Origin of the sequence: Sphingomonas crusticola, from assembly GCF_003391115.1 — a bacterium.
Lineage (GTDB): Bacteria > Pseudomonadota > Alphaproteobacteria > Sphingomonadales > Sphingomonadaceae > Sphingomonas_I > Sphingomonas_I crusticola.
On record NZ_QTJP01000001.1, the window covers coordinates 1,679,829 to 1,697,896 of the forward strand.

Sequence of the window (18,068 nt, forward strand, 5' to 3'; positions counted from 1 at the left end):
CCTGAGCGAAGTCGAGGGACGCATCGGCGGGTGGGGAAACGTGCTTCGACTTCGCTCAGCACGAGCGGGGTTGGTTAGAAACTGGACCCCGGCCTTCGCCGGGGAACGAAAGAAGGATTTAGGAACATGGCAGCGAAAGACGTCAAGTTTTCGCGCGACGCCCGTGAGCGCATTCTGCGCGGCGTCGACATCCTCGCCGACGCGGTGAAGGTCACGCTGGGGCCGAAGGGCCGCAACGTCGTGATCGACAAGTCGTTCGGCGCGCCCCGCATCACCAAGGACGGCGTCACCGTCGCCAAGGAGATCGAGCTCAAGGACAAGTTCGAGAATATGGGTGCGCAGATGCTGCGCGAAGTGGCCTCGAAGACCAACGATGTCGCCGGCGACGGCACCACCACCGCCACCGTGCTCGCCCAGGCGATCGTACGGGAAGGCATGAAGTCGGTTGCGGCCGGCATGAACCCGATGGACCTGAAGCGCGGCATCGATCTGGCCGTCACCAAGGTCGTCGAGGACATCAAGGCGCGCTCGCGCCCCGTCCAGGGCACCAAGGAAGTCGCCCAGGTCGGCATCATCTCCGCTAACGGCGACACCGTCGTCGGCGAGAAGATCGCCGAGGCGATGGACCGCGTCGGCAAGGAAGGCGTGATCACCGTCGAGGAAGCCAAGGGGCTCGAGTTCGAGCTCGACGTCGTCGAAGGCATGCAGTTCGACCGCGGCTACCTGTCGCCTTACTTCATCACCAACCCGGACAAGATGACGGTCGAGCTGAACGACCCCTATATCCTGATCCACGAGAAGAAGCTGTCGAACCTGCAGGCGATGCTCCCGATCCTGGAAGCGGTCGTCCAGTCGGGCCGTCCGCTCCTGATCATCGCCGAGGATATCGAGGGCGAGGCTCTGGCCACGCTCGTCGTCAACAAGCTGCGCGGCGGCCTGAAGGTCGCAGCGGTCAAGGCACCGGGCTTCGGCGATCGCCGCAAGGCGATGCTGGAAGACATCGCGATCCTGACCAAGGGCGAAGTGATCAGCGAAGACCTCGGCATCAAGCTGGAGAGCGTCACGCTCGCCATGCTGGGCACCGCCAAGCGCGTCTCGATCGACAAGGACAACACCACCATCGTCGACGGTGCGGGTGAAGCCGATTCGATCAAGGGCCGCGTGGAAGCGATCCGTCGCCAGATCGAAAGCACGACCAGCGATTACGACCGCGAGAAGCTCCAGGAGCGTCTCGCCAAGCTCGCCGGCGGCGTTGCCGTGATCAAGGTCGGCGGTTCGACCGAAGTCGAGGTGAAGGAGCGCAAGGATCGCGTCGACGACGCGCTGCACGCGACCCGCGCCGCGGTTGAGGAAGGCATCGTCCCCGGCGGCGGTACGGCTTTGCTGTACGCCACCAAGGCGATCGAAGGCCTCAAGGGCGCCAATGACGACCAGACGCGCGGCATCGATATCATCCGCAAGGCGCTGTACGCGCCGGTCCGCCAGATCGCGGCCAATGCGGGTCATGACGGTGCGGTCATCTCGGGCAAGCTGCTCGACGGCCAGGACCACGATGTCGGCTTCAACGCCCAGACCGACACGTACGAGAATTTGGTGACCGCCGGCGTGATCGACCCGACCAAGGTCGTGCGCACCGCGCTCCAGGATGCGGCCTCGGTCGCCGGCCTGCTCATCACCACCGAAGCGGCGGTGAGCGAGCTTCCGGCCGACGACAAGGCCCCTGCCGGCGGCGGCATGGGCGGCGGCGGAATGGGCGGCATGGGCGGGATGGACTTCTAAGTCCGGACACCCTTACCGAACCACCGTACAAAGAGGGCCCGGGGGAGAAATCCTCCGGGCCTTTTTGCTGTACCAGCCGCTGTGGCAGATCGCGGCATCGCTAGTGCGGTAATCCCTCCGACTTTGGTCACCCTATTCTGCTATATATGTTACCCCATCCGGAAGATTGCGGCGCGAGGGAACAATGCTCACAAAGAAAAGCAGGCGCGTTTTGCTGCTGCTCGGGGCGGAGTTCGCAGTCGTCGCGCTCGCGTCGTCTCTTACCGTTGCTACCTACGCTGTCCTGCACCATGTACGCCCCGAAGCGGGCGGGACATATCTTCCACTTATTGGCGGCTCAGCGCTGGCTGCCATCTTTGGAGCGGTAACTGCGAAGCACCACCATATCCAAAGCCGAGTTATCAGAACGGTCACAGCTATCATTGTGGGCGTTATGACGATATTGGTAGCGACTGGTTTCCTGATTAGTTTGTTTGGTTCGTAAGGCCGTAACGCCTGCAGGCGGAGGGACGGCCCCCGCTATTCCGTTAGCAGCGCTTGCATACGTTTTGGCCGGTCGATCATTCGGGCGACCTGCGTCGCGACGCCGGCGCCGCCCACTGCCGCGACCGAGGCCAGGAACCCCGCCTCCGATCCCCCGCCCCTCTCCGCCCGCGCGATATAGTCCCGCCATACCGCGAACAGCCCATCGGGATCGCGCGCGCGGACGGCCTGGTCGAGCCACAGGTTGACGAGCAGGCCGCACGAATAGCTTGCGTCGAAATCGTGCGCGGCGAGCACGTCATGGAGCGAGCGGTTGCCCAGCCGCTTGGCGCAATCCGCCTGCGCCTTTGCGCGCTTGGCCTCCGCGAAGGCCGGCGCGGCGGCGCTTGTGGCGAGGCTGGCGAAGGCTTCGGCGCCGCCTTCGTGGATCCAGGCGCCGGTTTCGTCACTGGTGGTAACCTGGCGCTGATAGAGGTGGCCGGCCTCGTGCGCGAAGAACCAGGCGAGATCCTGCGCGAAATCGGGCGCCTGCATCAGTTCCGGCCAGCGTGATCCGTAGAAATGGACGAAAACCTGCCCCGGCAGGGTGCCGCCCTGGCGTCCATAGCCGCCCTGGTGCGCGAGGTCGTAGGACGCGAACAGCATCGGCCGTTGCGGCAAGCGGCCGAGCCTGGCGGCGAAGAAATGCATGAAAGCGGGGAGCTGTTCGATCAGGCGGGTGCGGATGGCGGGTGGGAGCGCGCCGTCGAGCATTGCCACCAGATCGGGTGTCTCCACCGGCTTGTTCCGGCCGAGATAGATGTTGCGGCCGTCGTCGCGATCGACCCAGCGGACCGTGCCGGTGTAGCGCCGGCCGTCGAGCAGGATTGGCGTGTCGGGCGGGGCGACGAGCGTGATCGGCCAGCGCGCCGTCGCCTCGCACGGGGCGGAGCAGGCGAAGAAACGGCCACTGTGGAATAGCATGCCGCCATCGCCGAAGCGCGAGAAGGGCGCGTAATCCTTGGGCAGATCGCCATAGACCGGCGGCACCGCCAGCGTGACCGCGGCGAAGGGGCCGCGATCGCGGCGGCGAACGATCTCGTCCTCGTCGAGGCGGAGGATCTCAAAGCCGGGCGGCGCGGTCCAGCTGGTGGTGCGACGGTCGCCCGGCGAACGGGCGAAATGGAGCGCGGCGACGGGGGCGGGAAAAACATAGTCGACGCGCCAATCGGCCGCGCCAGCGGTGGCGGTGATGCGCGTGTCCGGAAGCAACGGATGTGGGCTGGGGGCGGCGCCCAGCGAAAGGGTGGCGAGGATGATGGCCGCCACCGCTCGCTCTATTGCCGTTCGCCGCATTGTCCCTCCTGATTCAAGGAGGCGAGTGTGTCGGGGCGGCCGCGCTAAAGCAATTGGCGGCGCGCCTAGCCGCGGAATGGATCCCAGCCTTCGCTGGGATGACGAAGCAGAGAAGGATCGAGCCAAGCCCCGCGCCGACACCACCACCGCCCGCGCCCAGGCCCTTCCCCCGCGCGTGTCTTGCTCCTATAACACAGTCAATGTTCCAGGCACCCTTCGATGACCCGCGCGCGGATGTCGCGGCCAATGGCGGGCTCCCGCAGGGCTCGCCCGAGGTGGCGCAACCTGCCGCCCCGCCGCCGCCCGCCAAGCGCCGCTTCAGCCGGTGGCGGATCGCGCGGTGGCTCCTTGCAACCCTGCTCCTCCTGCTCCTCATTACCGTGGCCTGGCTCGCGATCGTCGCGCCGCCGTCGCGGACGTTGCGGCCGATCGCGCCGCCCAGCGTCACCTTGCTGGCGTCGAACGGCAGCTTGATATCCCGCCGGGGGGCCGTGACCGACAGCCCGGTCGACGTCCGTCGCCTGCCGGCGCATGTGAGCGAGGCCTTCCTCGCGATCGAGGACAGGCGCTTCTACCGTCATGTCGGGGTCGATCCGCGCGGCATCGCGCGTGCGGCGTGGCACGATGCGCGCGCCGGGCGGATGCAGGAGGGTGGCAGTACGATCACGCAGCAGCTGGCGAAGCTGGTCTATCTCAGTTCCGATCGCACCGCCGCGCGCAAGCTGCGCGAGATGCTGATCGCGATGTGGCTGGAGGCGTGGCTGAGCAAGGACGAGATCCTGTCGCGCTATCTGTCCGACGTCTATTTCGGCGACAATGTCTATGGGCTGCGCGCCGCCGCGCGCCATTATTTCAACAAAAGGCCCGAGGCGCTGACGGTGAGCGAGGCGGCGTTGCTGGCGGGGCTGATGAAGGCGCCGTCGCGGCTGGCGCCGAGCGCCAACCTGGCGGGCGCGCAGCAGCGCGCGGCTTTGGTGGTGGGGGCGATGCGGGAAGCGGGCTTCCTGACGCCGGCCGAGGCGGCGCGCGCATCGCCGGCGAGCCTGCGGCTGAAGCGCGCGCCCGAAGCGACGCAGGCGACCTATTTCAGCGATTGGGTGATGCCCGCGGTGCGTGGGGACGCGGACGACGCCTTTGCCGCGACGACGGTCCGCACCACGCTGGACGCGCGGCTTCAGCGGCTGGCGGACCATGCCGTCGCGCAAGCGCGCCCGGCCGGCGCGCAGGTCGCTTTGGTGGCGATGCGGCCAGACGGGCGCGTGGTGGCGATGGTGGGCGGGCGCGATTATGCGAAGAGCAGCTTCAACCGCGCGGTGCAGGCGCGGCGGCAGCCGGGATCGACCTTCAAATTGTTCGTCTATCTGGCGGCGCTGCGCGATGGGATGACGCCCGACGATTTGGTCGAGGATCGGCCGATCACGATCGGCACCTGGTCGCCGCGCAACAGCGACGGGCGCTATCGCGGCGCGATCACGTTGCGCGAAGCCTTTGCGCGATCGAGCAACGCCGCCGCGGTGCGGCTGACGCAGAAGGTCGGGCCGGCGGCGGTCGTGCGGGCGGCGCAGGATATGGGGATACGGAGCCCGCTCAAGGCGGAGCCCGCGATCGCGCTCGGCACGTCTGGCACCAGCCTGCTGGAGCTGACCAGCGCCTATGCGGCGGTCGCGGGCGGCGCATATCCGGTGCGGCCTTATGGCCTGCCCGAGCAGGCGGGGCGGCGGGCGCCGGCGGATGCGCCGCACCGCATGGACACGCGCGAGCGGGCGATGCTGCTGGACCTGCTGTCGACGGTGGTGAACCGCGGCACCGGGCGCGGCGCGGCGCTGAACGTGCATACCTATGGCAAGACCGGGACCTCGCAGGACAATCGCGATGCGTTGTTCGTCGGCTTTGCGGGCGGGCTGGTGACGGCGGTGTGGGTCGGCCGCGACGACAATCAGCCTTTGCCCGGCATCGCGGGCGGGGGGCTGCCGGCGAGCATCTGGCGCCGCTTCACCGCCGACGCGATCGGCGCCCGGCCGGCAGGCGCGCACGTGCCGCGCGCGGTCGATCCCGATGCGGGCGAAGGCGTGGGGGGCTTCGTGCGATCGCTGCTCGAGCGCATCAAGATCGACATTCATCTTTGAGGCGCCGCACCTTGGCGGCCGCCGCATTGTCCTCCGGATTCAAGGACGCGAGTGTGTCGGGGCGAGCGCGCTCAAACGGTTGAGGGCGCCGCAAGCGCGAGCCGGTGCTTCGCAAGAGCTGCCTGACGGTGGCAAAATCCGGACCGGCGCGCGCGGAACCGGCGGGTGAAGGTGATCATTCCGCGTCGAGCGGCGCGCTAGGGGCGCTCGGCGGGAGGTGTCGAGGATGCAGGGCAGATCGGGCCGCTGGGCCACAATTGTCGGTTTCGCGAGCCTGATCGTGGTCGCGGCCGTGGTGCCGGCCAGCGAGGCGGACAGCCGCACCCCGCGCGCGCCGATCGAGCCCGGCATCTACAGCAACGTCCGCCTCAGCCCCGACACGGGCGATCTCGACGGGTTGGAAGTCGAGATCGGCAGGACGGGACAGGTGGAGACCGTGTTTTGCGAGGGGTGGTGCAATGCGAGCGACCGCACGACCTATGCCTGGCGGGGCGGATCGATCGTCTACGACCTGCATGAGAAGGTGGTGAATCCGGGCGGGCGGATCACGATCGAGGCGCGAGCGGTGGAGCTTAAGCCGGCGGCGAAGATTCTGCTCGCGCGGGTGGGTGGCGATACGGGCTGGATGGTGCTCAAGCGCCGGCCGCGCCCCTTCGGCTTGTCGGTCGCGCACGATTCGCAACGCGCCGCCGTGGCGCACCGCTAGCAGACGACCGCGGAGGGGATCGGCGTCAGTCGGAATTCTTCTCCGCTTCGTGCAGCAAATAGGCGAAGGTCGCGCCCGCCACCAGGACGAGGCCGCCGGCGACGATCGCGACGGTGCCCCAGCGCACATTGTGCCGGGTCTCGCGCCAGGGCCCGCGCATCGGGGTGCCGGCCAAGGTGAGCGCGGGCCCGCCATCGAAGCCGAGGCGGAGGCCGACCGTCTCGACATCCCGACGCAGCCCGCGCGGCAGGCCGGCGATGTCCCGATCCTGGCGCGAGACGGCGGTGGCCAGCCCCAGCATTGGCCGTGCATCGCGCGCCTTGTCGAGCGGCAGGCGGAAATAGGCCTTTCCGGCGAGGCCGAAGGCGGGGCGGCCGCCGTCCGGGGCGAGCGTGGCGCATAAAGCGGGCTGCGCGGCGCAGGCGATGGCCAGGACCGCGCCGAGACGCATGAGCAGCATGAATATCCTCCCTGTTCGGCCCTATTATCCGCCGGATCGTGGCGCTTATGTGGCATGTGCGTGCGGGCGATCTCCGACGGACGGATGGCAAGGCGATTGCCGCTCCGGCCGCAGCGGATACAATCGCCGCGAACACGCGAAGATGCCGGGAGAAGGATGGATGAGACTGCGCCTGATCATGCTGGGGATGGCGCTGTGCGCCAGCGCCGCGACGGCCGCGCCCAGGGAGCAGCCCGCCCGCTGGGTCGGCGCATGGGGCTATGCCGTTTCGCCCAATCCGCCGGGGCAGCTGCCGCCGACGCCGATCGCGCTGACCGCCGGGCCGCTGGTGCCGCTCGCCGCGCCGCCCGCCGCCTCGCCGCCGCCCGCGCCCATCCCGAAACTCGACAATCCCGGTGGGTTGCCGGTCGACGGCAGCAGCGCCGAACTGGCCAATGCCACCATCCGCCAGATCGTGCGCGTCTCGGCGGCGGGCAATGCCATCCGCCTGCGGCTGTCGAACGAAAGCGGGGTCGAGCCGCTGAGCCTGGGCGCGGTCCATGTCGGGCTCGCCGAGCCGGACGGCAGCGTGCAGCCGGGCAGCGATCATGTCGTCACCTTTGGCGGCCATAATGGCGTGATGATTCCGGCAGGCGCGCCGTTGCTGAGCGATCCGATCGCGCTGCCGGTCAAGGCGCTCGACCGGCTCGCCATATCGCTGCACGTGCCGGATCGGCTGATCGTGCGGGGCGCGCGCAGCCTGTTTCACTATGTTGCGGGCGAGGCGGGCGACAGCACAGGCGCGGCGCAATTGCCCAATGCGCGGCTGGCGCGCGCGCCGGGGCTGGTGACTGGGGTCGAGGTCGCGGCGACGCAGCCGACCAATGTGATCGTCACGCTCGGCGATTCGATCACCGAGGGATCGCAATCGACCGCCAACGCCTTTCGCGGCTGGCCCGATCGGCTGGCCGAGCGGCTGGCGGCGCGGCCGGGCAAGACGCGCTGGGCGGTGGTGAATGCCGGGATCGGCGGCAATCGGCTGCTGCGTTATGGCAGCGGGCCGAACGCGCTCGCCCGCTTCGACCGCGACGTGCTGAGCGTGCCGGGGGTGAAGGTGCTGATCCTGCTGGAGGGGATCAACGATATCGGGCGCGGCTATACGACCAAGGGTTCGGTCGAGCCGGCGACGGCCGAGGCGCTGCAGGCGGCGCAACGCCAGATCATCGAGCGTGCGCACGAACATGGCATCCGCGTGATCGGCGCGACGCTGACGCCCTATAAGGGCGCGACCTATTGGGCGGAGCCGGGCGAGGCGGTGCGGCAGGCGCTGAATGGCTGGATCAGGACGTCGGGCGCCTATGACGGGGTGATCGATTTCGCGCCGGTGGTGGCGGACAAGAGCGATCCGCTGACGTTCGACAGGGCCTATAATGACACGGACCATCTCCATCCCAACGATGCGGGCTATCGCGCGATGGGGGATGCGATCGACCTGAACATGGTGACGGGGGAGTAAGGGTTTCCCGCGAAAATATTACGTTCGCGGGGCTCAGCAGGACTGGTCGTTCGACGGAGCCGCAGCCTTCGCGCTTGGGGCACGATGGACCCCGGCCTTCGCCGGGGTGACGGGAGAAAGGCATGACCGACTCGATCAAGCGCTGCGCCTGGGCCGAGGGCGATGTCCAAATGGAGGCCTATCACGACGCCGAATGGGGCGTGCCGGTGCGCGATCCGCGCATGATGTGGGAGATGCTGGTGCTGGAGGGGTTCCAGGCCGGGCTGTCCTGGCGCACGATCCTGCACCGGCGCGACGGGTTTCGCGCGGCGTTCGATGGGTTCGATCCGGACAAGGTGGCGCGGTACGATGCGGCGCGGGTCGAGGCGCTGATGGCGGATCCGGGGATCATCCGGGCGCGCGCCAAGATCGAGGCGACGATCGCGGGCGCGCGCATCTATGTGGCGATGCGCGATGCGGGCGAGGATTTCGCAGGCTGGCTGTGGGGGCTGGCGGGGGGCAAGCCGGTCAAGAATGACGGGGTGGATGTGCCGGCGAGGACGCCCGTGTCGGAGGCGATCTCGCGCGCACTCAAGGCCCGGGGCTTCAAGTTCGTCGGGCCGACCATCGCTTATGCGTGGATGCAGGCGGTGGGGATGGTCAACGATCATGCACCAGGCTGTTTTCGGCGCGACCAGGTTTAATCTCGTCATCCCGGCGAGGTGGCCGAGCCGCCGGCGCCACAACTCGGCGCAGCCCCACGCGATTTTCATCTGGCGTTCAGGAGATTCGCGCAGAATCCGCCGCGTCCTATCAACGAAGGAGGAGTCGATGCGGACTTTCACGAAGCTTCTTCTTGCCGGCGCCGGCGCGGCGGCGGTGGCCGGCGCGAGCATGGCGGCCGATCGCGGGCATGTGCTCAACGTGGCATTGCCCGACGGCAGCATCGCGCAGGTCCATTATACGGGCGATGTCGCGCCCCAGGTGGTGGTGGCGCCGCAGGCGGTGCCGGTCGCCCTGGTCGCGGGCGATCCGTTCGCGATGTTCGACCGCATCTCGCTGGCGATGGACCGGCAGATGGATGCGATGCTGAGCCAAGCGGCGTTGCTCGCCCAAGCCGCGCCTGCCGGCGGCCAGGTGAGCGAAGCGGCGCTGCGGAGCCTGCCGCCGGGGACGGTGAGCTACAGCTACACATCCTATTGGAGCGGCAACGGCGCGCAGTGCAGCCAGAGCGTGCAGGTGACTTCGCTCGGCGCCAATCAGGCGCCCAAGGTGATCAAGCAGAGCGCGGGCGACTGCAACGCGATGAACCGGCAGGGCCCAACACCGGCGGTGCAGCAGGCCAAGCCCGCCGCGCCCAAGGTGACGCCGGTGGTGCTGCATCAGGAAAAGGCGCCGGAAGCCAAGGGGCCGATCATCTAGCGCGCCGACATGGTTCGCGCCGGAACGAAGGAGGGCGGTCCCGCGGGGGCCGCCCTTTTTATTGGCCGATCGCGACGATCTCGATCGCATCCTCCTTGCCGGCAAAGGGTAAGATCTCGCCCGCGCCCGCACCGATCAGCGCCTGGGCGAGCGGCGCCTGCAGGCCGATAAGGCCGGCGGCGGGATCGGCTTCGTCCTCGCCGACGATCCGGACCTCGCGCTTTTTGCCGTTGAGGGTGAAGGCGACGCGGCTGCCGAAACCGACCTCACCGGCGGGCGGCGGGGGCGCAAGCTGGGCGCTGGCGAGGCGGCGGCGCCAGTAGCGCATGGTGCGCTTCTGATCGTCGGTGGCGGCGTCCAGCGCTTCATATTCGGCCACGCGCGCCTCGATCAGGGCGAGGCCGCGTTCGGTAACCAGATTGGGGCCGGGCGGGACCGGCAGCTCGAACTTCGGCTCGAGATGTTCCTCGTCGCTCTCGCGGCGGAAGGCTACGCTCATGTTACTGTCCTAAACTGCCACCCCATCCCGCTCATCCTGAGTAGCGGTCGAGTAGCTGCGCAAGCAGCGTATCGAGAACGCGTATCGAAGGGTCTGCTTCGATACGAGCCCTCGATACGGCCTTGCAGGCCTACTCGGTCTCTACTCAGCATGAGCGGATAGGTGGTGTGCCATCGTCACGGCTTGGGCGGGGCGCGATCGAGAGCCTGGCGGCCGGCCATCATCTCGTCGCGGGAAAGCTGGCGGTCGTGGTTGGTGTCCCATTGATCGAAGCGGGCGAGATCGTGCGCTTCGACCTCGGCGGCGGTCGCCTTGCCGTCGCCATTGGTGTCGAGCGCGGCGAAAACCTGGTCGATCATTGCCGGCGGAACCTCCGCGCCCATCGCCATCGCGATCACCGCCTTGACCTCCGGCTTGGTGAGGAAGCCGTCATGATTGGCATCGGCGATGTCGAACTGGCTTTTGGACTGGGCGAGGAAATCCGCGCGCGGGATAGTTTGCGGCGCGGCCTGCGGTTGTGCCTGGGCCAGCGTCGCGACGCCGAGCGCCAGCCCGGCGATCATCATCATTTTCGTCATCGAAATCCTCTCTGCGCAAAAGGCGCTTGGTTGTCTAACGCGGCAGGCGGGTGGCGGGCGCCAAATCTTTCGTATGCGTTGCGCCGCCTGACCCTGCATGCCAAAGGCGCGCAATTCCCCTGGAGGTAAGAGAATGAGCGACGTCAAGCGCGTGGTGCTGGCCTATTCGGGCGGGCTCGACACGAGCGTGATCCTGCGATGGCTGAAGGAGACCTACGACTGCGAGGTCGTGACCTTCACCGCCGATCTGGGCCAGGGCGAGGAATTGGAGCCGGCGCGCGCCAAGGCCAAGCTGATGGGCGTCAAGGACGAGCATATCTTCATCGACGATCTGCGCGACGAATTCGTGCGCGATTATGTGATGCCGATGATGCGCGCCAACGCGCTGTACGAGGGCCTGTACCTGCTCGGCACCTCGATCGCGCGGCCGTTGATCGCCAAGCGCCAGATCGAGATCGCGAAGATGGTTGGCGCGGATGCGGTCAGCCACGGTGCGACCGGCAAGGGCAATGATCAGGTGCGCTTCGAGCTCGGCTATTATGCGCTGGCGCCCGACATCCGCGTGATCGCGCCGTGGCGCGAATGGGACCTGACCAGCCGCACCCGCCTGATCGAATATGCCGAGGCGCATCAGATCCCCGTGCCCAAGGACAAGCGCGGCGAAGCGCCTTTCTCGACCGACGCCAACCTTCTGCACACCTCGTCCGAGGGCAAGGTGCTGGAGGATCCGTGGGACGAGGTGCCGGACTATGTCTATTCGCGCACCGACAATCCCGAGGACGCGCCGGACGCGCCGCAGGTGATCACGGTGGATTTCGAGCGCGGCGACGCGGTCGCGATCGACGGCGTCGGCTATGGCCCGGCCGACCTGCTCGCCAAGCTCAACGAGCTCGGCAAGACCCACGGCATCGGCCGGCTCGACCTGGTCGAAAACCGCTTCGTGGGGATGAAGTCGCGCGGCATGTATGAGACGCCGGGCGGCACGATCTATCATCTCGCCCACCGGGGCATCGAGCAGATCACGCTCGATCGTGGCGCCGCCCACCTCAAGGACGAACTCGCACCGCGTTATGCGGAGCTGATCTATAACGGCTTCTGGTTCTCGCCGGAGCGCGAGATGCTGCAGGCGGCGATCGACCATAGCCAGGAGAAGGTCACGGGCACGGTCCGGCTCAAGCTCTACAAGGGCAGCGTGATCGTGACGGGCCGCAAATCGCCCTTCTCGCTTTATTCGGAAAAGGTCGTGACGTTCGAGGACGATCAGGGCGCCTATGATCAGCGCGACGCCGCCGGCTTCATCAAGCTGAACGCGCTGCGGCTGCGGCTGCTGGGCCGTCGCGACGGACGGTGACGCCAAGCGCGACCGAACGCGGTGGCTGGGCGGTGCGCCGCGCCGGGCCGGACGATGCGGCGGCGCTGGCTTTGGTCGGCGGGGCGACCTTCCTCGAGACGTTCGCGGGCCTGCTCGACGGCGCGGCGATCGTCGCGCATTGCGCGCGGGAGCATAAAGAGGCCGCCTATCGCGCCTATCTGGCCGGCGGCGCCGCCGCGTGGCTGGCGGAGACCGACGAAGGGCGGGCGCCGATCGGCTTCGCGCTCGTCGCGCAGCCCGCCTTGCCGGGGGCGCAGCCGGGCGATCTGGAACTCAAGCGCATCTACACCTTGTCGCGCTTCCACGGGCGCGGGCTCGGCAAGGCGTTGATCGACGCGGCGCTGACGCATGCGCGAGACCAGGCGGCCGCGCGGCTGCTGCTCGGCGTCTACAAGGGCAATGACCGCGCGCTCGCCTTCTACGCCCGCCACGGTTTTGTGCCGATCGCCGAACGGATGTTCGACGTCGGCGGCAAAAGCTATGCCGATCAGGTGCTGGCCAAGCCGCTGGAGCGGCACCACGGACGCTGAGCTGCCATTCGCGGCCGACGCCGATGGTGTGACGCTGGCGGTGCGGGTGACCCCGCGCGCGGCCCGTACCGAGATTCTCGGCGTGCACGCGATGAGCGACGGCCGCGTCGCGCTCGCGGTCCGCATCGCCTCACCGCCGGCGGAGGGCAAGGCCAACGCCACCCTGATCGACTTCCTCGGCGAGGCGCTGGGCGTGGGGCGGTCGGCGATCTCGCTGCGAGCGGGCGCCAGCGCGCGGCTCAAGCTTGTGCGTGTGTCCGGCGACGGACCGGTGCTGGCGGCGCGGCTGGCGGGGTTGGTGCGGAAGTAGAGACAGCTGCCCGGCGAAAATAGCCGTCACCCCAGCGAAGGCTGGGGTCCATAACCTGGTTCCTAGCGATGCCGCCGGGGGGGGGAGGACATGGATGCCGGCCTTCGCTGGCATGACGGCGGAAGGTTAATCACGGTTAGGCATTGAGAGTGAGATAAAGATCGTCCCAGCGGGGATTAGCCGCCGAGATAAGTTTCAATTTCCAGGCGCGCTGCCACGCTTTCATTGCCTTCTCACGGGCGATGGCCTCCTGGATGGTTGGATAGAGCTCCACGTAAACCAGTCGCGTAAGATCGTAGCGTTTGCAGAAATCGGAGCCGCTACCCGTGCGATGTTGCGTGATGCGCGCGGCAATGTCGGACGTGACGCCGATATAGAGCGTACCGTTCGGCATGTTCGTCATGATGTAGACGTAGCCGCGCTTCATCGGCGGCATCGTGCATGGAGAGAGACATGGATGCCAGCCTGCGTTGGCATGACGAGGCCGATGTGGGTCGCCTCTCACCTTGAACGTCACCCCAGCGAAGGCTGGGGTCCGTAACCTCATTCCTGGCGATGCCGCCGGGCGGAAGTAACATGGATCCCAGCCTTCGCTGGGATGACGACCAAGGGTGGCATGACGGTTTGGGGGCGCGGGTCTCCTAGAAACCCCAGTCCACAACCTCCCAGCCGCGTTTGGCGGCCATGTGGCGCAGGCCCTTGCTGGGGTTCACCGCGATGGCGGTGTCGGCCCATTCCATCGCCGGCCAATCGGAGACATGGTCGGAGTAGAAGCGGATCTTCACGGCCTCACGCTGGATGCCCTCTTTCTCCATCCACGCCTGGATCAGGCGTAATTTGGCCGGGCCATAATTATTCTCGCCGTCGACCTTGGCGTGGATGATGTCGTCCAGGCCGGTGATGCTGCCGGTGGCGATGACGTCGTCGAACTTCAGCCGCCCGGCGATCGCCTCGACGTAGAAGCGATAGGAGGCGGTCGCGAGCACCAGTCGCCGCCCGGCCGCGCGATCGGCCTCGATCTGGCGCAGCGCGCCGGGATGGATGTTGGTCTTGACGATGAGGTCGGCGAACGCCTCGACCGCGGGCGTGAGCCTGGCGCGCGGAATGCCGCTGCCGATCAGCAGGCGCTGATTCCACTCCTTCAGCCGCCGCCGGTCGATCAGCTTGACGGCATAGGCCGCCATCGTCAGCGGCACGAGCGGCACCAAAGCGAGCCGCCACGGATTAAGCGCCTTGGCGGCATGCAGCAGGAACGGCGTATAAGTGCCCGTCCGGGTGACGGTGCGGTCCATATCGTAGATGGCGAGTTCGGTCATCGACACCGCCTCAGCCGATTCGCGATAAGGAGACAAGGGCTTGCACGGAACATTACGCACCCGTACGCGTCTCCGCAGGCGATGTTCCCATGCCGCCAGTTGCGCTTTCGCGCATCTCCAATAGTCTGGGGCATATGAGCGCACCGGCCGATTACGAACTGGCGGACAATGCCAAGACGCTGCGCTTCACCGGATCGCTGACGCTTGCCTCGTTGGGAACGCTGCCGCAGCGGCTCGACGAGCTCGAAGCGTCGCCGACCAAGATCGATATCAGCCCGGTCGAACGGATGGATACGGTCGGCGCCTGGCTGATCCACCGCATCGCGCGTGACGGCGATATTCCCGTTGACGGTGCCAATGAGGATCAGGCGCATCTGCTGGAGCAGGTCGCCGCCGCCGATCAGCCGCTCAAGATCCGCCCCGACCATACCCCTGCCTTCAGGCGCGTACTCGGCCAGATGGGCGATTCGGTCGCGCGCTCCGGCACGACATTGGTCGGCCTCGTCGGTTTCTTCGGCGCGGTGCTGGTGACGATGTGGGATCTGGTGCGCCATCCTCGCCGCATCCGCTGGAATGCGGTCGTTCGCCAGTTCGAGGTCGTCGGCGTCGATGCGCTCGGCATTATCGGTCTGATGAGCTTCCTGATCGGCATCGTCATCGCCCAGCAGGGCGCGATCCAGCTGCGGCAGTTCGGTGCCGAGGTGTTCACCATCAATCTCGTCGGCCGGCTCGATTTGCGCGAACTCGGCGTATTGATGACGGCGATCATGGTCGCCGGTCGATCGGGCTCGGCCTTCGCCGCGCAGATCGGATCGATGAAACTCGCCGAGGAAGTCGACGCGATGCGCACGATCGGCGTCGCGCCGATGGAGGCCTTGGTCATTCCCCGCATCCTCGCGGGCGTGATCATGATGCCGCTGCTCGCCTTCTACGCGGCGATGATCGGTCTCATCGGCGGCGGCCTGTTCTGCTGGTTCTCGCTCGGTATCCCGCCGATCACCTTCATCGCGCGGCTGCGCGAAGTCGTGCCGATCACCGATTTGCTGCAAGGCCTGCTGAAGGCGCCAGTGTTCGGCATGATCATCGCGACCGCAGGTTGTTTCCAGGGCATGCAGGTCGAGGGCAATGCCGAGGCGGTCGGCTTGCGCACCACGGCGGCGGTGGTGCAGTCGATCTTCCTCGTGATCGTGCTCGACGCTTTCTTCGCGGTCTTCTTCGCATCGGTCGGGTGGATATGAGCGGCGTGCGCGGCCAAGACGGCACACGGGTTGGTGCGGGGGACGTCGTCATCCGCGTGCGCGGGCTGACCAACAGCTTCGGCGACCAGACCGTCCACGAGAATCTCGATCTGGACGTAAAGCGCGGCGAGATATTGGGCGTGGTCGGCGGATCGGGCACCGGAAAGTCCGTGCTGATGCGGTCGATCATCGGGTTGCAGGATCCGCAGGCGGGCGAAGTCGAGGTGTTCGGCGAGCCGATGATCGAGCGCGAGGACACCGAAGCGCGCGACGTGCGGCGGCGCTGGGGCGTGCTGTTCCAGGGCGGCGCATTATTCTCGACGCTGACCGTGGCGGAAAATGTGCAGGTGCCGGTGCGCGAATATTTCCCGCACATCGACCCGACCTTGCTGGACGAGATCGCCGCCTACAAGGTGACAATGACGGGCCTGCCCGCCGATGCGGGGCCCAAATTTCCGTCCGAATTGTCCGGCGGCATGCGCAAGCGCGCCGGCCTCGCCCGCAGCCTCGCGCTCGACCCCGAATTGCTGTTTCTCGACGAGCCGACTGCCGGGCTGGACCCGATTGGCGCGGCGGCGTTCGATGACCTGATCAAAAGCCTGAAGGAAACGCTCGGGCTGACCGTCTTCCTGATCACGCACGATCTCGATACGCTGCATGCCATTTGCGACCGCGTCGCGGTACTGGCCGATCGCAAGGTGGTCGCAGTCGGAACGATCCCGGAATTATTGGCGTTGGACCATCCGTGGATTCAGGAATACTTCAACGGTCCACGCGGTCGCGTCGCGCAAGCGGCGGCGGACCGTCAGGCGGATCAGGATCCTGCCGAAAATCTCAGGCGGCGGCGGGCGGCAATGGAATCGGCCGGTGGCGATTCGGCGGTGAAGGATATGGGGGCGTGACGCGCTGATGGAAAACCGCTCGAACCATGTTCTCGTCGGCGGCGTGGTGCTGGCGCTGATCGCGATCGCACTCGCCTTCACCATCTGGCTCGCCGGCTTCGGCGGCAGTGACGACAAGAAATATGACATCCTGTTCAAGACCTCGGTCGAGGGCTTGGCGAAGGGTTCCGCGGTCACCTTCTCCGGCGTGCCGGTCGGCAAGGTCGACGACATCGTCGTCATGCCCGACCAGCCCGAGCTGATCCGCGTGCGGATCGCGGTCAAGAAGGACACGCCGATCCTGCAGGGGACGACGGCGACGATCGCGGGCGTGGGCTTCACCGGCGTGAGCGAGATCAACCTCGACGGCGCGGTCACCGGAGCGCCACCGATCGATCAGCCCGGGCCGTTCGGACTGCCGCTGATCCCGCCCAAAGCGGGCGGGCTCGGCGCGATCCTGAACAATGCGCCGCAATTGCTCGACCGGCTGAGCAACCTGACCGAGCGGTTGACGGATGTGCTCAACCCGCAGAACCAGCGGTCGATCACCAATATCCTGGCGCATATCGATACGATCTCGGGCGCGCTCGCCAACCGCAGCGGCGATATCGCCGCCACCTTGGCCGATGCGCATGTCGCGATCCGCCAGGCCGGCGATGCCGCGGAGAAGTTCGGCCAGCTGGCCGACACGACCAATGCCAATATCCGGCCGCTGCTGGCCAATCTCAACGATGCGGTCGCGTCGGCGAAGCACAGCATGGCCAATCTGGATTCCGCCATCACGGACGCCAAGCCGGGCCTGAAGGCGCTGTCGACGCAGACCGTGCCGGCGATCAACCAGCTCGTGCGCGACCTCGGCCAGACGGCCGCATCGCTCTCGGCCTTGTCGGGCAAGCTCGACAATGGCGGTGCGACCGGATTGCTGGGCGGTCCGAAACTCCCCGATTACAAGCCGAGGAAGTGATGAAGAAACCGAACCTCGCCTTGCTGGCCGTATTCGCCGCCTTACCGCTTAGCGGCTGCATCAGCTTTGGCGCCAAGCCGCCGCCGCGACTCATGTCCTTGACCGCGACGACGCCACTCACGGCCGGCCCGGCGATCACCTCGGCCGACAATCGCGCGGTCGCGGTCGCGCCGCTCAGCGCGATCCCGCAGCTTGCCACCCAGCGGGTATTGGTGACGGACGGTCCGACGGCAGTTGCCTATCTCAAGGGCGGGCTGTGGGCGTCGCAGCCGACCTTGCTGTTCCGCAGCCTGTTGGCCGAGACGATCACGGTCCGCACCGGCCGGGTCGTGCCCGATCCGCGCCTGCTCGCGATCCAGCCCGACACCCGCCTGTCCGGTCAGCTCTCCGCCTTCGGCCTCGACGGGCCGGGCATGGCGGTGGTGGTGACGTTCGACGGCACCATCGCGCATAGCGGCGGTAGCTCTATCCAGAGCCGCCGCTTCTCGGCGCGCGTGCCGGTGGCGTCGGAGCAGCCGGACGTGGTGGCGGGCGCGCTCAACCAGGCCGCCAACCAGGTCGCGGGGGAAGTCGCGGACTGGATCGGGCGCTAAGC

The 18,068-nt window shown here is 67.3% G+C and carries 19 protein-coding genes; 13 read left to right on the top strand and 6 right to left on the bottom strand.

What is annotated here, in order from left to right; genetic code table 11:
* Positions 1-126 precede the first annotated feature (126 nt).
* The gene (gene groL / locus DX905_RS07980; RefSeq protein WP_116090884.1) at positions 127-1,779 is read left to right on the top strand and encodes a chaperonin GroEL; all 1,653 of its coding nucleotides are present in this window, start codon (positions 127-129) and stop codon (positions 1,777-1,779) included.
* A gap of 519 nt (positions 1,780-2,298) precedes the next feature.
* Here groL and DX905_RS07990 read toward each other — a convergent pair.
* Complete coding sequence (locus tag DX905_RS07990; protein ID WP_116090886.1) at positions 2,299-3,570, bottom strand: hypothetical protein; 1,272 nt, start codon at positions 3,568-3,570, stop codon at positions 2,299-2,301.
* 227 nt (positions 3,571-3,797) lie between these two features.
* Here DX905_RS07990 and DX905_RS07995 point away from each other — a divergent pair, with 227 nt between their 5' ends.
* Positions 3,798-5,723, top strand: a complete 1,926-nt coding sequence (locus DX905_RS07995) for a transglycosylase domain-containing protein (RefSeq protein WP_116090887.1) — start codon at positions 3,798-3,800, stop codon at positions 5,721-5,723.
* 226 nt (positions 5,724-5,949) lie between these two features.
* On the top strand, positions 5,950-6,429 hold the full coding sequence (locus DX905_RS08000) for a hypothetical protein (RefSeq protein WP_116090888.1): 480 nt from the start codon (positions 5,950-5,952) through the stop codon (positions 6,427-6,429).
* Positions 6,430-6,454: 25 nt separating this feature from the next.
* Here DX905_RS08000 and DX905_RS08005 read toward each other — a convergent pair whose 3' ends face one another.
* Positions 6,455-6,889, bottom strand: coding sequence for a hypothetical protein (locus DX905_RS08005; RefSeq protein WP_116090889.1), 435 nt, complete (start codon positions 6,887-6,889; stop codon positions 6,455-6,457).
* A 160-nt stretch (positions 6,890-7,049) separates the two neighbouring features.
* Between DX905_RS08005 and DX905_RS08010 the strand changes: the two genes are divergently transcribed.
* The 3 genes from DX905_RS08010 to DX905_RS08020 all read left to right on the top strand — a co-directional run bounded on the left by DX905_RS08010 (position 7,050) and on the right by DX905_RS08020 (position 9,785).
* Positions 7,050-8,384 carry an SGNH/GDSL hydrolase family protein gene (locus DX905_RS08010; protein WP_162875524.1) on the top strand — a complete coding sequence of 445 codons (1,335 nt, stop codon included), beginning with the start codon at positions 7,050-7,052 and terminating at the stop codon, positions 8,382-8,384.
* A gap of 122 nt (positions 8,385-8,506) precedes the next feature.
* On the top strand, positions 8,507-9,067 hold the full coding sequence (locus DX905_RS08015) for a DNA-3-methyladenine glycosylase I (RefSeq protein ID WP_116090891.1): 561 nt from the start codon (positions 8,507-8,509) through the stop codon (positions 9,065-9,067).
* 127 nt (positions 9,068-9,194) lie between these two features.
* Positions 9,195-9,785, top strand: a complete 591-nt coding sequence (locus DX905_RS08020) for a hypothetical protein (RefSeq protein WP_116090892.1) — start codon at positions 9,195-9,197, stop codon at positions 9,783-9,785.
* 58 nt (positions 9,786-9,843) lie between these two features.
* Here the strand turns inward: DX905_RS08020 and DX905_RS08025 are convergent, their stop codons facing one another.
* Entirely contained in the window at positions 9,844-10,284 is a 441-nt protein-coding gene (locus DX905_RS08025) for a GreA/GreB family elongation factor (protein ID WP_116090893.1), read from the bottom strand.
* A 176-nt stretch (positions 10,285-10,460) separates the two neighbouring features.
* A complete protein-coding gene (locus DX905_RS08030; RefSeq protein ID WP_162875525.1) occupies positions 10,461-10,862 on the bottom strand; it encodes an EF-hand domain-containing protein in 402 nt (133 codons plus the stop codon).
* Between the two features lie 133 nt (positions 10,863-10,995).
* Between DX905_RS08030 and DX905_RS08035 the strand changes: the two genes are divergently transcribed.
* Genes DX905_RS08035 through DX905_RS08045 form a run of 3 tightly spaced genes read left to right on the top strand, consistent with a single transcriptional unit; the run spans position 10,996 to position 13,074 of the window.
* On the top strand, positions 10,996-12,213 hold the full coding sequence (locus tag DX905_RS08035; RefSeq protein ID WP_116090895.1) for an argininosuccinate synthase: 1,218 nt from the start codon (positions 10,996-10,998) through the stop codon (positions 12,211-12,213).
* Positions 12,210-12,764, top strand: coding sequence for a GNAT family N-acetyltransferase (locus tag DX905_RS08040; RefSeq protein WP_116090896.1), 555 nt, complete (start codon positions 12,210-12,212; stop codon positions 12,762-12,764). Before DX905_RS08035 ends, DX905_RS08040 begins: the two co-directional genes overlap by 4 nt.
* The gene (locus DX905_RS08045; protein ID WP_116090897.1) at positions 12,715-13,074 is read left to right on the top strand and encodes a DUF167 domain-containing protein; all 360 of its coding nucleotides are present in this window, start codon (positions 12,715-12,717) and stop codon (positions 13,072-13,074) included. Before DX905_RS08040 ends, DX905_RS08045 begins: the two co-directional genes overlap by 50 nt.
* 136 nt (positions 13,075-13,210) lie before the next feature.
* On the opposite strand, the gene DX905_RS08050 is transcribed toward DX905_RS08045, so the two are convergent.
* Complete coding sequence (locus DX905_RS08050) at positions 13,211-13,501, bottom strand: GIY-YIG nuclease family protein (protein ID WP_116092409.1); 291 nt, start codon at positions 13,499-13,501, stop codon at positions 13,211-13,213.
* A gap of 214 nt (positions 13,502-13,715) precedes the next feature.
* Entirely contained in the window at positions 13,716-14,390 is a 675-nt protein-coding gene (locus DX905_RS08055; protein WP_116090898.1) for an HAD family hydrolase, read from the bottom strand.
* Between the two features lie 134 nt (positions 14,391-14,524).
* On the opposite strand from DX905_RS08055, the gene DX905_RS08060 reads away from it, so the two are divergent.
* Genes DX905_RS08060 through DX905_RS08075 form a run of 4 tightly spaced genes read left to right on the top strand, consistent with a single transcriptional unit; the run spans position 14,525 to position 18,066 of the window.
* On the top strand, positions 14,525-15,628 hold the full coding sequence (locus DX905_RS08060) for an ABC transporter permease (RefSeq protein WP_116090899.1): 1,104 nt from the start codon (positions 14,525-14,527) through the stop codon (positions 15,626-15,628).
* Between the two features lie 5 nt (positions 15,629-15,633).
* The gene (locus tag DX905_RS08065) at positions 15,634-16,530 is read left to right on the top strand and encodes an ABC transporter ATP-binding protein (RefSeq protein ID WP_240320779.1); all 897 of its coding nucleotides are present in this window, start codon (positions 15,634-15,636) and stop codon (positions 16,528-16,530) included.
* Positions 16,531-16,537: 7 nt separating this feature from the next.
* The gene (locus DX905_RS08070) at positions 16,538-17,473 is read left to right on the top strand and encodes an MlaD family protein (protein ID WP_116090901.1); all 936 of its coding nucleotides are present in this window, start codon (positions 16,538-16,540) and stop codon (positions 17,471-17,473) included.
* Entirely contained in the window at positions 17,473-18,066 is a 594-nt protein-coding gene (locus DX905_RS08075; RefSeq protein ID WP_116090902.1) for an ABC-type transport auxiliary lipoprotein family protein, read from the top strand. The genes DX905_RS08070 and DX905_RS08075 overlap by 1 nt, the downstream gene beginning before the upstream one ends.
* Positions 18,067-18,068 lie beyond the last annotated feature (2 nt).